Source organism: uncultured Phenylobacterium sp. (assembly GCF_902826855.1).
In the GTDB taxonomy this organism is placed as follows: Bacteria; Pseudomonadota; Alphaproteobacteria; order Caulobacterales; family Caulobacteraceae; genus Phenylobacterium.
The window spans coordinates 1-13,548 of the sequence record NZ_CADEGK010000130.1; the positions used below are offsets into that span (position 1 = coordinate 1).

Genomic DNA, 13,548 nt, shown 5'->3' on the forward strand with positions numbered 1-13,548 from the left:
GACCTTTCCCACGGGGTATCGATGACCGTCAGCCCGGGGGATCAGTGACCCGAGCCTCGGGGTTTCGGTGACCGGCCGTTCTCAGAAACCGTTGCGGCGCTTTGGTTTTTTGGCCTCGTTGGGGCGCCTAACTCTGTCTAACCTTATCCCTAAGATATCCTCTAACGGGGTGCGGCGGACAGGCTGGCTTGCCGTCGCCCTGAACCTTGAGGGTTCAGGCTCGGCGCGCTGTTAACCCTTTCTTCATTGTATCTGACCGAAAACTTGGCAAATTCCAGGCATCACGTCGGATATTTGCAAAGGAGGCGGACCATGGCGAAGCAACCCCTAGCTGAAAGCGCCGCCTCCGGACCCGTGTTACTGGACGCGATGTCAGCGCTCAGCGACCGGGCGCACGACGTCATCACCCGTTTGCGGGCGACGGTCTTTGCCCCGGGCGAACACAAGATCGTCGACCTGCGCTTCTCGGTGACCAAGGCCGCCGAGATGGTCGGGCGCACCTCCGAAGCGATCCGGCAGGCTGAGGCCGATGGCCGCCTCCCCGCCCCCCGGCTCAGCCCGACGGGACGCCGGGAAGGCTACAGCCTGTCCGAGGTCAATCACATGCGCGACGTCTTCGGCACGCGGCCGAGGCGCGGGCCGGACGATCCGCCGATCGTCCTGGCGGTGCAGAACTTCAAGGGCGGCGTCGGCAAGAGCACGCTGACCTGTCACGTCGCCCAGTTCCTGGCGCTCAAGGGCTATCGGGTGGCCGTGGTCGATTGCGACAGCCAGGCGAGCACGACGACGATCTTCGGCTTCAACCCGGACATCGACATCGACGACGAGCAGACCCTTCTGCCCTTCTTTCGTCACGGCGACGAGCCGGACCTGAAGTATGCCCTGCGGTCTACCGCCTGGCCGGGCATCGATCTGATCCCTGCGAACCTCGGATTATATCAGGCGGAGTATGAGGCCGCGGCGCGGCTTCGCGGCAATCCGGACGCGCTCGACCGCCTGCGTCGTGGCGTGGAAAGTATGGCCGGGGACTACGACGTGGTCCTACTCGATCCGCCGCCGGCGCTGGGGATGCTGTCCCTGGCCGTCCTGCGTGCGGCCAATGCCCTGCTCATCCCGACCCCGCCCTCGACCGTCGACTTTGCCTCGACGGCCCACTTCCTGCGCATGATCGTCGAGACGCTTGAAGTGATGCAGAACCACCTCGGCGCCCGCGGCTACCACTTCCTGCGCGTGGTCGCGACCAAGGTCGACGAGGGCAAGAGCGCGCACACCCAGATCCGAGACATGATGGAGGCGGTGTTCGGCGCCGACATGCTGTCGGCCTCGCTGCTCGACTCGGCCGAGATCGACAACGCCAACGTCCAGCTGCGCACCGTCTATGAGCTCACCGGCCCAGGGACGAAGACCTACGAGCGCTGCCGCAACAATCTCGACCGCCTGAATGGCGAGATCGAACTGCTTATTCGCAAGGCCTGGCCGAGCCATCGGCCAGAACTTCGTCGGCTTGGACTCGGGTAGGGGAGGGCGGTCATGGCATCCACAACAGGCAAGAACCGCTCCATCCTCGCGGGCTTGGTGGCTCCGGTCACTGAAACCCCGACCGCGGCGCGTGGCGCGCCCACTACTGAGCGCCTCAGCACCCGTCTGACCGGCCTAGCCCGTGTCACCTCCGGCGACGTGAAAGAAAAGACCCTCAAGCTGGTCGATCCAAGCCGCTGCCGCATGTGGGAGCGCCACAACCGGCGCTACGACCTGCTCAACGAAACCTCCTGCGGTGACCTCCTGGAAAGTCTCCGCTCGCAGGGCGAGCAGGAGTTCCCCGCGATCGTTCGGCGGGTCGAGGACGACCCGGCCTTCGATTACGAGGTCATCTGCGGCGCGCGCCGGCACTGGTCGGTCAGCTATCTGCGCACCGTCGAGCACCGCGAGATCCGCTACCTCATCGAGGAGCGGGAGCTGACCGACGAGCAGGCGTTCCGTCTGGCGGACGTCGAGAACCGGTCCCGCAAGGACATCAGCGACTATGAGCGGGCGCTCGATTATCGCCACGCCGTCGAGACCTTCTATGGCGGCGTCGCCCAGCGGATGGCCGAGCGTCTTGAGGTCTCGAAGACCTGGCTTTCGCGCTTCCTCGATCTGGCCAAGCTGCCCACGGACATCGTGGACGCCTTCGGCGATATCCGCGCGTTGCGCGAGAACCATGCGCGCGAGATCAAGCCGCTGCTGGCCGATAGCGGGTCGCGCTCGAAGGTGATGGCGGAGGCCACGCGCCTGGCCGTTGAGCAGGCGGCTTTAGCGTCGGCGGGTAAGGCGCTCTTGGAGCCCTCGAAGGTCATCGCCGTCCTGAAGGTCGCCGCCGCCAGCCCGAAAGCCCAGGCCAAGCCCGGCAAGGGGGCGACGGTGATTTCCAGCGACAGCGGGACCGCCCTGTTCACCCTGGCCCGCAAGGGTTCCAAGACCATCGTGCTCGAGCTGGCGCTTGACGCCGAGGCCAGCAATGCGGACTTCGCGGCCGCCTTCCAGCGCGAACTGCAGCGGCTGCGGCCCAAGGCCTGAGTTGCCAACTGGCAACTCGGCGAGTTGACCGGATTTCAAGGGCACGACACCGCAAGTTGCCAATTGGCAACTTCACCCCTTTCGTCGGGGTATCAGTGACCGGCTGACGCGGCTTCTCGCCGCAGCCATGCCCACAATCGCCGGACATGAGCCACACCGTAGCCGCGAGCCTTACCGAGCCTTCGGCTCGTTTTGGCTGCGCCGGTCCGATCAATGCTCCTTTCCTCTTCCGCCCAGCGTTGGACGCCGTTGGCCTGCGCGCTGGCGGCGAACGCTGCGCTCTTCGGCGGGCTGTCGTTGGCGACAGCTGGAGGGGCTCGGCCCCTGCTGCTGTGGAACCGCACGGCCAGTGAACCTGAGGGGCTCTATGTGCGCGGGGCAGGGCCAGTTTCGGTCGGCGCGCTGATCGCATTTCGCGCGCCGTCAGCCGCCTATCCCTACGCCGATGGCCATATGGCCTACCTACGGCGCGTGCCGGTCCTGAAGCATGTCGCCGCCGTGTCCGGCGATCAGGTCTGCACCGCGAATGGCAGGCTGGAGATCAATGGTCGGGTGCGCGCGCCGATCCTCCGGCAGGACCGTCGAGGCGCGGCCTTGCCGCGCTGGAGAGGCTGCCGCCGGCTTCGCGACGGCGAGGTGTTCGTGTTCTCCGACCGCATCCCCAACAGCTTCGATAGCCGATATTTTGGGCCTGTCAGCCACGCCGAAATCGTCGGCGTCTTCCGGCCGTTGGCCATTCCTCATGCCAGCCCTGGAGACCGCTGATGGACCCGGCCGCCTTGGCGGGACTGTGCCTGCTGCTCGCGCGCGGACAGACCGCTCAACCCATACCCTCGGGTGTCAATTGCCCGCCGCCGACGGCGCCTCGGGCGGCTGCGTCCGTCCCGTTGGCGCGCGGCGATTTTGCGCCTCTGGTCGCTCGTCAAGACGCGCGCGAGGCCATCACCCGCGTCGCCTTCGCCGAAGCCGGAAACCAGGGTGACAGCGGGCTTGCGGCGGTCGTCTACACGATCCTGAACCGCGTCCAGGATGGGCGCTGGGGCGGTAGCGTGGAGGCTGTCGTCAATGCTCGCGGCCAGTTCGAGCCGGTGATGCGCGCCGGCGGCGACTGGCGTCGTTTGCCAGCGTCCACCGTGGCTCAGCGGGCGCGGATCGAGACCATCCTCAACTTGGCCCTTGAGGGCCGGTTGCCCGATCTGACGAACGGCGCACGCTACTTCCAGAACCCGCAGATCGTCGCCGATCGCGCCGCTCGGGGAGAGGTCTCACAAGGCCTGGTGAACTTCGGCGGGACCGGGCCGTCCGCGGTGATCGGCGCCCATAGCTTCTACGTCGATGCAAGATCGACAGGGGGAGGCGGATCCCGTTCGCCAGGCCCGTCCTCTTCCCCTCGTGGACCCTCGTCGGCCGCAGCCTGGTCGGCGGCCGGGGGCGCCATCTTCGTTGGCGACAACCGCGCCGAAACGGCGCCCGACCCATCGCAGCCGGCTGATGGAAACGGGGCGGGGGAGGGCGCTTTGCGCGCCACCAAGGTCACGGATTCCGGCCGATCGATCTTCGTCGTCGGACCGGGTTTGGCGTCGGGGCCAGACCGATGATCAGGCCACGCGCCAGTTTGGATCAAGGTCTGCGTAATCGGGGTCGAGACCGCTCGGGACCAGGTCGTCAGTCTGCTCGGCGAGCGCCGTTTCGGCCATCAGGTCGAAGTCTGGAAGGCGATCTCCGGCGGCCTGAAGCGCGCTTTCAGCGTCCTCGTTCAGGTCACCACCAGGCCGCAGAGGCAGGGGCACATCGCCCAGCAGTTCGCGGAGCGTCAGGCGGTCGCGGACCCGCTCGACCCGACGGTCGAGGATGTCGACCAGGCGGGCGAGCAGCTCATCATCACCGGCAAAATGTGCGTCACCAACTTCGGCCAGCAGGGCGCCGCCGATGATGATTTTGCCGCGTGTTTCGCGTCTGCGCTTGTTGATGGACCACAGGGCTTCGAGCCGCTCGACGCGCGCCTTCAGGACGTGGAATCGCTTGGCGTCATCCGCGATATCTTCGAGCGGGGTGACGTGCCGCTGCTTGTGGATTCCGTCCTGGCCGGCCTCCCGCAGCGCCGTCTCCAACGCCTCCAGCCTGTCCAGGAGCGCGGCTTCCTCGTCAGTCCGTTTCGTCCGTTCGCGGTCGCTTGAGCGCGCGGCCCAGAGCTCCCGTTTGCGGGCCAGCTGGGCGGGCGAGCGGGGCTTGTACTTGGAGGGACGGGCGTTCCTGCGGCGCTTGTCGACCTTGGCCATCATGCGGCCTTTCGATTATGAAAAAGCACGAAACGGCGTAATGCTGCCATTAAAGTGCGGATCGGTCTATACCGTGGTTTATCGTATTTCGTCACAATGGCGCAGTTACGGGTTGGATGTGCTGCGCCCACCAACCCTGCGGTCAGGCCTCGCCCGACACCCTCAAGGCCCCTTGTCGCTTCCCGGCGACGAAACCCTTGAGCCAAGGGCGCTGCCCTTAGCGATCCCGGCAGGGGCCAGAGCAGGGGAGGGCGCATGGCGCAGTACCGACTAGAGGTTCAAACCATCCAGCGGTCGGCCGGCCGCTCCGCTGTCGCGGCGGCCGCCTATCGCTCTGGCGACCGCTTGATCGACGAGCGCCTGGCGATGGAGTTCGACTTCGGTTCGAAGGGCGACATCGAGTTCGCGGCGGTGATGGCGCCGGCCGATGCGCCGGCGTCATTCAGTGACCGCCAGACCCTATGGAACGCGGCTGAGGACGCCGAGCGACGCAAGGACGCCGTGCCCGCGAGGGAGCTGTTGGTGTCGCTGCCGCATGAGCTCGATTTCGAGCAGCGGCGGGCGCTGGTTCAGGCGTTTGTCGCCGAACAGTTGGTGGCGCGGGGGATGATCGCCGATGTGGCCATGCACCGGCCGGGACAGGCTGGCGACGAGCGCAATTTCCACGCCCATATCCTGGTGACGACCCGGTCGGTGACGCCGGATGGTTTCGGCAAAAAACCTGCCGAGTGGTGGAGTCCGAAGGCGCTGCGGGAATGGCGCTCCGCCTGGGCCGATGTCCAGAACGAACATCTGCGCCGGCACCTGGGACCGGACGCCCCGCAGGTCTCGCATTTGTCGTTGGCCGACCAGGGGTCTGACCGCGAGCCGGGCGTGCATCTGGGACCCACGGTGAGCGCCTTGGAGCGCAAGGATATCGCCTCGGAACGCGGTCAGCAGAACCGCGACACCGAGGCCCACAACGCTAAGCGCAAAGAGCTTCGGACAGACTTCCAGGCGACCGCCGACCGGCTGGTTCGCGAGGCGCCGGTGATCGCGGTTCCGGTCGCGAAATTGACGACCGAGGCCGAGCAGGTGCGCGCTCGCATGGTGGCTGAACGGGATCGCTGGGCGACTGAGCGCGCGGCGCTTACCGTGCCGAAGATCGACAGCGCGCGGTCGCTGGAACGCGACCTTCTGCAGCCGGCCCGGGTGACGCTCGCGGCGGCGAAACTTCGGCTGCGGGCGATGGAACAGCGGGTGACCAAGGTTCGCCAGCGGCGGCTGGCCCTGGTGCAGTGGATCCGCAATCCGGCGCGGATGATCTGGGCCAAACACGCCGAGCTGAACGCCATCGCCCGAGCGCGCATGGCGATGAAGCGGGCTGAGGTCGCGGTGCAGGTGCGGGCCGCTTGGATCGCCTCGCCGGCCGGTCAGGCCTATGTCGCCGGGCGGCGCGGGCCGCAGCTGGAGCGCGCCGGCGATGTGGCCCGTCAGCGGCGGACCCTCGAGCGCAAGATCAAGCGGATCGACAAGCGGATCGACGGGGCCACGCGAGCCTACAACGATCTGCGCGTCGCCCAGGCCTTGGGTCAGAAGGAGCTGCAGGTTCCGTCCCGCCTGCCCGACGAGACCCGGTTCATCCGCGAGGTGGGCGGCCCCGCGCGCGCCGCGCTGATGCGCTATCCGGCGCAAGCCCGGGCGCTGGCCGTGGAGCGGGTCAACCGTTCGATGGGCCAGACGCTGGGCCGCGGCGTCATCCCTGGACGGTGAGGCGGAGATGAGCACATCACGGCGCCTGGTTCTGGTGCTTCCCGTGGCGGTCCTCGCCGTGCTGTTCGGCCTGGGCTGGGCGACCCAGCAGGCCGCGCACGGGCTGCATTACGCGGCTGCCCTGGGCGCAGGCTGGGGCGATGTCGGGCCGGTTCGCCTCTACCCGCCCTGGGCGTTCACCCAGTGGTATCTGACCCTGCAGCCTCGCTATCCGCGCCTGTTCGATGGCGCCGGCCTGACGGGCCTCGCCGTGGCCTTGGCGCCGATCCTCTTGGTGGCGTTGGCCACGCGCGGTTCGGAGCGGGCGCCCAAGGCCTTTGGGCGGGACGCCTGGGCGGGCCTGGCGGACGTCGCGCGGGCCAAACTGTTCGGGTCGGGCCGGCAGATCCGGGGGCGTGTGCTCGGGCGGTTCAAGGGCCGCTACCTGACCTATGGTGGGCCGGAACACGCCATCATCGTCGGCGCCTCACGCAGCGGGAAGGGGGCCGGCCATGTCGTGCCGACACTGGTGGCTTGGCCGGAGAGCGCCTTCGTCTACGACCGCAAGGGCGAGCTTTGGCACATCACCGCCGATCACCGGAAGACGTTCAGCCACGTCTTCTATTTCGCGCCGACCGACCCCAACACGGTGCGCTGGAACCCGCTGTTCGAGGTCCGCAAGGGGCCGATGGAGATCGCCGACATCCAGAACGTCGTCGGCATCCTGGTGGACCCTTTGGGCCGTAAGGCCGGTGACCTCAATTTCTGGGATCAGAGCGCCACCGACTTCTTCACGGCGGTGATCCTGCACGTGCTCTACAGCGAGCCCGACGAGTTCAAGAACCTGGCTCAGGTTCGACGCCTGCTGATCGACATCGAACCGACCCTGCACGCCATGCTGCACACCCAGCATCGGCATCGGCCAGACTATCACGCGACCGACGGCCTGGCGCGGGACGCTGACGACGCTCTCATCCCGGAGATTCACCCGGAGGTGAAGCTGGGGGCGACGGCGCTGGCCGGCATGGACGAGCGGGTGAAATCCAACGTGCTGGCCACCTGCCGGGCGTCGCTGTCGCTATGGGCCGACCCCCTGGTCGAATACGCCACCAGCTGGTCCGACTTCTCGATCGGCGACCTGGTCTGCGCCGAGGCGCCGGTGACCTTCTACCTGATCACGCCCCAGGCCCATGCCGACCGCCTGGCCTTCCTGGTGCGGGTGTTCATCCGGCAAAGCGTGAACAGCCTGATGGAGCACGAGCACTATGACAGCCGGCGGCGGCGCAAGCGCCATCGGCTGTTGCTGCTGCTCGACGAGTTTCCCAAGCTCGGCAGCCTGCCGTTCCTGGAGAACGCGATGGGCGAGATGGCCGGCTACGGCATCACCGCCCACCTGATCTGCCAAAGCTTCAACGACGTGTTCTCCAAGTACGGGGACAAGACGCCGTTGTTCGACAACATGCACATCACCGCGACCTTCGCGACCTCCGAGCCGACCAGCATCGAAAAGGTCACGCGGCGCGCCGGCAAGGCGCTGGAGATGCGGGAGAGCTACAGCGACCCCCGCAGCCTGTTCGGCCGGGCGCACCGGTCGACCTCGCAGTCGGAACAGCAACGCTACATCCTGTCGGAGGAGGACGTGCGTGGCCTCGACGACCGCAAGCAGTTCCTGTTCGTCAACAACACCAAGCCGATCCTGGCGGACAAGATCCGCTACTACGAAGAGCCCTTCTTCAAGGCGCGCACCGGCGACTATTTCCACGGTGTGCCGGCGGCCTACGAGCAGCGGCCGGGGGCTGCGGACCTACCTGGCCCCGCCAGTATCGATTGGCGCGGCGTCAGGGCGGTCTGTGCGCCGCCAGAGGCCTTCGCCGGCGTCCGCGTGCCCAAGCCTCGCTACAGCGGCGCTGAGGGGCCTGCAGAGGCCTCGGCCGCGCCCGAGGCGATGTCGGCGGCCGACTACCTCACCCCGGCTCCCGTCGCGGCTCTGCGGGCCGATGAGGACGACGGCAGCCTATGACTCCTCCTGTTTTCGAGACCGCACCATGACCGAGCGCCATCCTGTTGTTCTCGACCGTAAAGTCGCCGCGCTGCGACAGGCCATGGGACCGGTCATCGCCCAGGCCCTGGCGGACCGGATGGTGGTCGAGGTGATGGTCAATCCGGACGGCAAGATCTGGATCGACCGGATCGGGGAGGGGCGCTCGTGGACAGGCGAGCTGCTGGCGGCGGCCGACGCCGACCGCATCCTGCGCCTGCTCGCCGACCATGTGGGCGAGGTGGTGACTCGTGACCGGCCCCGGGTCAGCGCCACCCTGCCGGAGACCGGCGAGCGGTTTCAGGGGGCGTTCATGCCGGTCGTGGCCCGGCCCGCCTTTGCGATCCGCAAGCGTCCCGAGGTGGTGTTCACCCTCGACGACTATGTGGACGGCGGCATGATGAGCGCCGCCCAGGCCGCGGTGATCCGGGCGGCGGCGATCGCGCGGGAGAACCTGCTGATCGTCGGCGGCACGGGGTCGGGCAAGACCACGCTGGCCAACGCCATCCTGGCCGAGCCGGCCTTCGCCGGCGACCGGGCCGTGCTGATCGAGGATACGGCCGCACTGCAGTGCTCGGCGGCCGACCAGATCCAGATGCTGACCAAACGGACCGAGCCGGCGGTTGCCATGAACGACCTAGTGCGCGACACCCTGCGCCTGCGGCCCGACCGCATCGTCATCGGCGAGGTCCGTGACGGCTCGGCGCTGGATCTGCTCAAGGCCTGGAATACCGGGCACCCTGGCGGCCTGGCCACCCTGCACGCCAACAGCGCCGCCGAGGGCCTGAGCCGCCTGGAGGACCTGATCGGGGAGGTGACGCAGCGGATTCCGCATCGGGCGATCGGGCAGGCGATCAACCTGGTGGTCCATATCGAGCGGGCGCCGGGTGGCCGGCGCGTGTCGGAGATCGTCAGGGTCGCGGGTTGGGAGGAGGGAGGATACGATCTCCGGGTGGCTTAGGCCGGCGGGTATTCGGAGCTGGGGTTCGCGCCTGCGCCGTGGGCGGCGCTTGTGGGTCTATGACGTGCTCGCCGTGGCGGGGGTCGTCTTTTGCGGCCTAGGTCGTGAAGGCTGGCCGCCAGTTCTATTTTAATGTAAGACTGCTACGACATTAAAACCCTATAACGTCACCATAAGATAACATTATGCCCGCCGCACACCGCCCTTCCGTCGCGACTCGCCGTGCGCTTCGCAAGCTGGGCGAGGATATCGGCAATGCGCGCCGCCGTCGCCAGCTGACCATGGAGATCCTGGCCGAGCGGGCGTTTACGACGCGCCAGACCCTGCAGAAGGTCGAGGCGGGCGACCCGATGGTGGCCATGGGCATCTATGCGGCCGTGTTGCAGGCGCTGGGTCTGCTGGACGGCCTCGGCGATCTCGCCGCGCCGGGTCAGGACGAGGTTGGGCTGTCCCTGGCCGCCGAGGCGCTGCCCAAGCGGGTGCGCCTGCGGGTTCGGAGCACGCCCCATGCCTGACATCGAGGTCCATATTGATCGGGCTGGCGGCGTCCAGCGCGTGGGAACCCTCCACCGGCAGGCCCGGCGCGGCGGCGAGGCCGTGGCCTTTGAATACCATCCCGACTGGCTGCTAGATCCAGACCGGTTCTCGCTGGAGCCCGCCCTGACCCTGAACCGCGGCGCCTTTGCGCCGGCGGCGGGCCTGGCCATGTTCGGCTCTCTGGGCGACTCGGCGCCCGACACCTGGGGCCGGCGGCTGATGCAGCGCGCCGAGCGGCGCCGGGCCGAGCGCGAGGGCCGGGCGGTTCGCACCCTGGCGGAGGCCGACTATCTGATCGGGGTCGCCGATGTGTCGCGCCTGGGGGCGCTGCGCTTCCGCTATGCCGGCGGCGAGGTGTTCGAGACGCCGACGGCCCAGGGTGTTCCCGGCCTGGTCGAGCTTGGTCGCCTGATGGCGGTGACCGACCGGATCCTGCGCGATGAGGAGACCGACGCGGATCTGCAGATGATCTTCGCGCCGGGGTCCTCGCTCGGGGGCGCCCGGCCCAAGGCCTCGGTGATCGACCAGCACGGCCGGCTATCGATCGCCAAGTTCCCCAAGCCCGATGATGACTACAGCGTCGAGCGCTGGGAATCGGTGGCCCTGACCCTGGCCGGGATGGCCGGCGTCCGAGTCGCCGCCCATGAGCTGATCGAGGTGGCCGGCCAGGCGATCCTGCTATCGCGTCGGTTCGACCGCGAGGGAGAGGGACGCATCCCGTTCCTGTCGGCGCTATCGATGATGGGCCTGAAGGACGGGGAACGCGGAAGCTATCCCGAGCTGGTCGACGCCCTGGTCCAGACCGGCGCCCAGGCGCAGCGCGACGCCGCCGAACTCTATCGGCGGATGGTGCTGAACGTCCTGATCTCCAATGTTGATGATCACCTGCGTAACCACGGCTTCCTGTGGCTGGGGCAGGGTGGTTGGACGCTGTCGCCGGCCTACGATCTCAACCCGACGCCGGTGGACGTGAAGGCCCGCATCCTGACCACGACCATCGACCTTGATGATGGCACCTGTGATCTGACCCTGGTGCTGTCGGTGGCTGGGCTGTTCTCGCTCAGCGACGCCGACGCTCGCGACATCGTCCGCGAGGTGGCCCAGGTCACCCGAGGGTGGCGGGACGCGGCCGTGGCGGCCGGCGCGCGGCCGTCGGAGATCCGACGCATGGAGAGTGCGTTTGAGCATGACGACCTGGCGCGGGCGTTGGCGCTGTAGCGTAGGGATGGTGAGGCAGAACGACATCTGACCTCAGGCGCCGAGGCTGCTCCGGCGCTGCCACAAGGACAACTAATCGATGCGGAAAGACGGCTCGAGGCGGAGGGACGAACCGCCGCCGCCCTGGATCGCCCTTCCCGACCTGTCGCACGAGGATCCCGCCACGCAGGGCGTCGCAGACGCCTACGTGACGCTGACCTTCCCCCCATTCTGGACGGGACTGTCCGCAGGGGAAAAGGCGGACTATCTCGATCGCTGGAACGCGTCGGCCGAATGGCGGGCGGCCATTTCCGAGCGGTACGATCTCGATGGGCTGGATCTGAAGCCGAGGCCCGGGAGGCCGAAGCATGGCGGGTCGCCTACCTGCCGTCTCGACACGAGAAGCCCTGGTGGCGATTTTGGAAGCGCTAGCGGCTGGGAAGATGCAACCAGCGATTGCCCCCGAAGAGAACTTGCTAGCACTCTGAACCCAGGCGCGGGGTGCCGCATCTGCTCCAGAGGCTGGCGGATCAGAGACCTCATTCTGCTGGACCGTGAGCGGAGCGCTATCTCTCCCCATGGGACCTTCATTTTGCGTAGCCCGCACTCGGTCGGCGCACCGGCGATTTGTGAAGCTTGGCCGCTAGCGCGTAGCGTGATTGGGTGCGAAGAGGGACGAGGGGTAGGGGCTGGGTGTTTTGGAAGGCTTTTCGCTAAAGAAGAATCCATTCGCGCTGCTCCGAGTGTCTCCGCGCGCCAAAATCGCAGAGATCGAGGATGCGTTCGAAGACGCCGTGATCGAGCGGCCGAGCGACGAGCAGGTTCTGCTCAAGATCAAGCAGCTTTTGCTGACTCCTAACGCTCGCTTGATTGCAGAGTTGTCGTGGCTTTCTGAAGTTGCCCCACGCCGCGCCGATCAGCTGGTCGCGATGCTCGACCGCGCCGATGCTGCGTCGCTGCTGAGCGCGATGCCGGACCTGCCGCCTCTATCGTCGGCCAACTTGGCTGCGGAGGGTGCCGCTAGGCTCAGCGACGTTCGCTTCATTCCGCTGCTGATCGAGGCGCACGCACAGATCAACTTTGAAGCCACCCTAAGCGCCCTGAACAGCACGAGAGCGACGGCTGGATTTGCTCGAGTCGAGTCGTCGCAGATCGCCGATGCACTTCGCACTCTGCGCACCGCCCATGCACGATCGGCCCTGGCGGCGATCATTGCCCAGCAGAGCCCGGCCCAGGCGCTCGCCGACCTGCTGACCGATGGCCGTGATCCCCACGATCCCATGCTCAAAGAGATTTTCCGCGAGTACGACCATTGGTCTAGCCCGCATCTTGGTGAGATCGAGCGCGACATCGATGCGGCGCTCGTCAGTTTGATGGCGGGAGATGATCGGGGGGTCGACGGCGTCAACGGGCTCCTCGCCTCCTGGGACGAGCTTAGCCAGCCTGCGCAGCTTTATTGTCAGCTGTCGGGCCTCGACGAGGAGCGGTCCCTCAGGATCTATCGTCGGGTCCGAAGCCACTGCATCGATCTCGCCAACGATCATCGTCGCTTCGATGAAGCCCACGCCGTTGCGGCCGTCATGCGAGACCTCTTTAAGGAGCTGCCCACGGCCGCCTCAGAATTGAGGGCCGATGTCGACACGCTCGCCCGGCTGTCCGTCGAGAAGAAGGCCGAAGACGCTCTCGCGCCCTTATTCGCCGCCGTGGAGGCGGCCAAGGCGAATGTGAGCCGCGTGGCGTCAGAGCTGAAGGCGACAGGTTTTTCCGATCGATCCGGAACTAACGTCGCGCCGTTATACAAGGCGTTTGTCCAAACCTCGAAAACGGTCGCCGGCGGCGACCACGCCGACGCTCCGACCAGGGTGGTTCGCTCGTTCGCATTGGATCTGAACAACGAGCATGACGACCCGGCCGCCGCTGTGGCGCTATTGAAGGGACTGGCAGCGGTCTCGTCACCGGCTGATCCGGACTTGGCCGATCAGATCACGACAGACATTCGGATCAGCCAGAACAACATTGATCACCGCCTCCTGACCAAGGCGCTGGAGGCGAAAAACCAAGGCGAGGCCCTCCGGATCGTCGAGCTGATGGTCGCCAGAACCCCCACCGGCGAAGACGGCGTTCAACTGCGTCTTCTGCAGGACGATCTCAAGCAGGCCAGAAACAAGCGCTACTTGAAGTGGGGCGGCTGGGCGGCAGCTCTCGCCTTTGGAGCCTACATGATCGCCCAGGAGGGCGGCGGCTCCTCC

At 67.0% G+C, this 13,548-nt stretch carries 11 protein-coding genes; 10 read left to right on the plus strand and 1 reads right to left on the minus strand.

Annotated features, from left to right (window positions below):
* Nucleotides 1-312: 312 nt before the first annotated feature.
* From QZV94_RS16735 to QZV94_RS16750, 4 genes are all read left to right on the plus strand, one after another.
* On the plus strand, nucleotides 313-1,518 hold the full coding sequence (locus tag QZV94_RS16735) for an AAA family ATPase (RefSeq protein WP_293679208.1): 1,206 nt from the start codon (nucleotides 313-315) through the stop codon (nucleotides 1,516-1,518).
* Between the two features lie 12 nt (nucleotides 1,519-1,530).
* Nucleotides 1,531-2,556, plus strand: a complete 1,026-nt coding sequence (locus tag QZV94_RS16740; protein WP_293679210.1) for a ParB/RepB/Spo0J family partition protein — start codon at nucleotides 1,531-1,533, stop codon at nucleotides 2,554-2,556.
* Between the two features lie 213 nt (nucleotides 2,557-2,769).
* Nucleotides 2,770-3,321: a S26 family signal peptidase gene (locus tag QZV94_RS16745; RefSeq protein WP_293679212.1), complete on the plus strand. Its 552-nt coding sequence runs from the start codon at nucleotides 2,770-2,772 to the stop codon at nucleotides 3,319-3,321.
* Nucleotides 3,321-4,154, plus strand: a complete 834-nt coding sequence (locus QZV94_RS16750; protein ID WP_293679214.1) for a cell wall hydrolase — start codon at nucleotides 3,321-3,323, stop codon at nucleotides 4,152-4,154. Before QZV94_RS16745 ends, QZV94_RS16750 begins: the two co-directional genes overlap by 1 nt.
* Here QZV94_RS16750 and QZV94_RS16755 read toward each other — a convergent pair whose 3' ends face one another.
* Nucleotides 4,155-4,667 carry a hypothetical protein gene (locus QZV94_RS16755; RefSeq protein WP_293679216.1) on the minus strand — a complete coding sequence of 171 codons (513 nt, stop codon included), beginning with the start codon at nucleotides 4,665-4,667 and terminating at the stop codon, nucleotides 4,155-4,157.
* A 423-nt stretch (nucleotides 4,668-5,090) separates the two neighbouring features.
* On the opposite strand from QZV94_RS16755, the gene mobQ reads away from it, so the two are divergent.
* From mobQ to QZV94_RS16785, 6 genes are all read left to right on the plus strand, one after another.
* The gene (gene mobQ / locus QZV94_RS16760) at nucleotides 5,091-6,587 is read left to right on the plus strand and encodes a MobQ family relaxase (protein ID WP_293679218.1); all 1,497 of its coding nucleotides are present in this window, start codon (nucleotides 5,091-5,093) and stop codon (nucleotides 6,585-6,587) included.
* 7 nt (nucleotides 6,588-6,594) lie between these two features.
* Nucleotides 6,595-8,586, plus strand: coding sequence for a type IV secretory system conjugative DNA transfer family protein (locus QZV94_RS16765; protein WP_293679220.1), 1,992 nt, complete (start codon nucleotides 6,595-6,597; stop codon nucleotides 8,584-8,586).
* 25 nt (nucleotides 8,587-8,611) lie between these two features.
* Nucleotides 8,612-9,565, plus strand: a complete 954-nt coding sequence (gene trbB / locus QZV94_RS16770) for a P-type conjugative transfer ATPase TrbB (RefSeq protein WP_293679222.1) — start codon at nucleotides 8,612-8,614, stop codon at nucleotides 9,563-9,565.
* A 185-nt stretch (nucleotides 9,566-9,750) separates the two neighbouring features.
* Nucleotides 9,751-10,080, plus strand: coding sequence for an XRE family transcriptional regulator (locus QZV94_RS16775; RefSeq protein WP_293679224.1), 330 nt, complete (start codon nucleotides 9,751-9,753; stop codon nucleotides 10,078-10,080).
* Nucleotides 10,073-11,320 carry a type II toxin-antitoxin system HipA family toxin gene (locus QZV94_RS16780; protein ID WP_293679226.1) on the plus strand — a complete coding sequence of 416 codons (1,248 nt, stop codon included), beginning with the start codon at nucleotides 10,073-10,075 and terminating at the stop codon, nucleotides 11,318-11,320. The genes QZV94_RS16775 and QZV94_RS16780 overlap by 8 nt, the downstream gene beginning before the upstream one ends.
* 677 nt (nucleotides 11,321-11,997) lie before the next feature.
* A partial coding sequence (locus tag QZV94_RS16785; protein WP_293679228.1) for a hypothetical protein occupies nucleotides 11,998-13,548 on the plus strand: 1,551 nt, incomplete at its 3' end.

Excerpts from the sequence above, each read along its gene's own strand:
- QZV94_RS16735 (WP_293679208.1), top strand. The coding sequence starts at position 313 with ATGGCGAAGCAACCCCTAGCTGAAAGCGCCGCCTCCGGACCCGTGTTA.
- QZV94_RS16740 (WP_293679210.1), top strand. The coding sequence starts at position 1,531 with ATGGCATCCACAACAGGCAAGAACCGCTCCATCCTCGCGGGCTTGGTG.
- QZV94_RS16745 (WP_293679212.1), top strand. The coding sequence starts at position 2,770 with ATGCTCCTTTCCTCTTCCGCCCAGCGTTGGACGCCGTTGGCCTGCGCG.
- QZV94_RS16750 (WP_293679214.1), top strand. The coding sequence starts at position 3,321 with ATGGACCCGGCCGCCTTGGCGGGACTGTGCCTGCTGCTCGCGCGCGGA.
- mobQ (WP_293679218.1), top strand. The coding sequence starts at position 5,091 with ATGGCGCAGTACCGACTAGAGGTTCAAACCATCCAGCGGTCGGCCGGC.
- QZV94_RS16765 (WP_293679220.1), top strand. The coding sequence starts at position 6,595 with ATGAGCACATCACGGCGCCTGGTTCTGGTGCTTCCCGTGGCGGTCCTC.
- trbB (WP_293679222.1), top strand. The coding sequence starts at position 8,612 with ATGACCGAGCGCCATCCTGTTGTTCTCGACCGTAAAGTCGCCGCGCTG.
- QZV94_RS16775 (WP_293679224.1), top strand. The coding sequence starts at position 9,751 with ATGCCCGCCGCACACCGCCCTTCCGTCGCGACTCGCCGTGCGCTTCGC.
- QZV94_RS16780 (WP_293679226.1), top strand. The coding sequence starts at position 10,073 with ATGCCTGACATCGAGGTCCATATTGATCGGGCTGGCGGCGTCCAGCGC.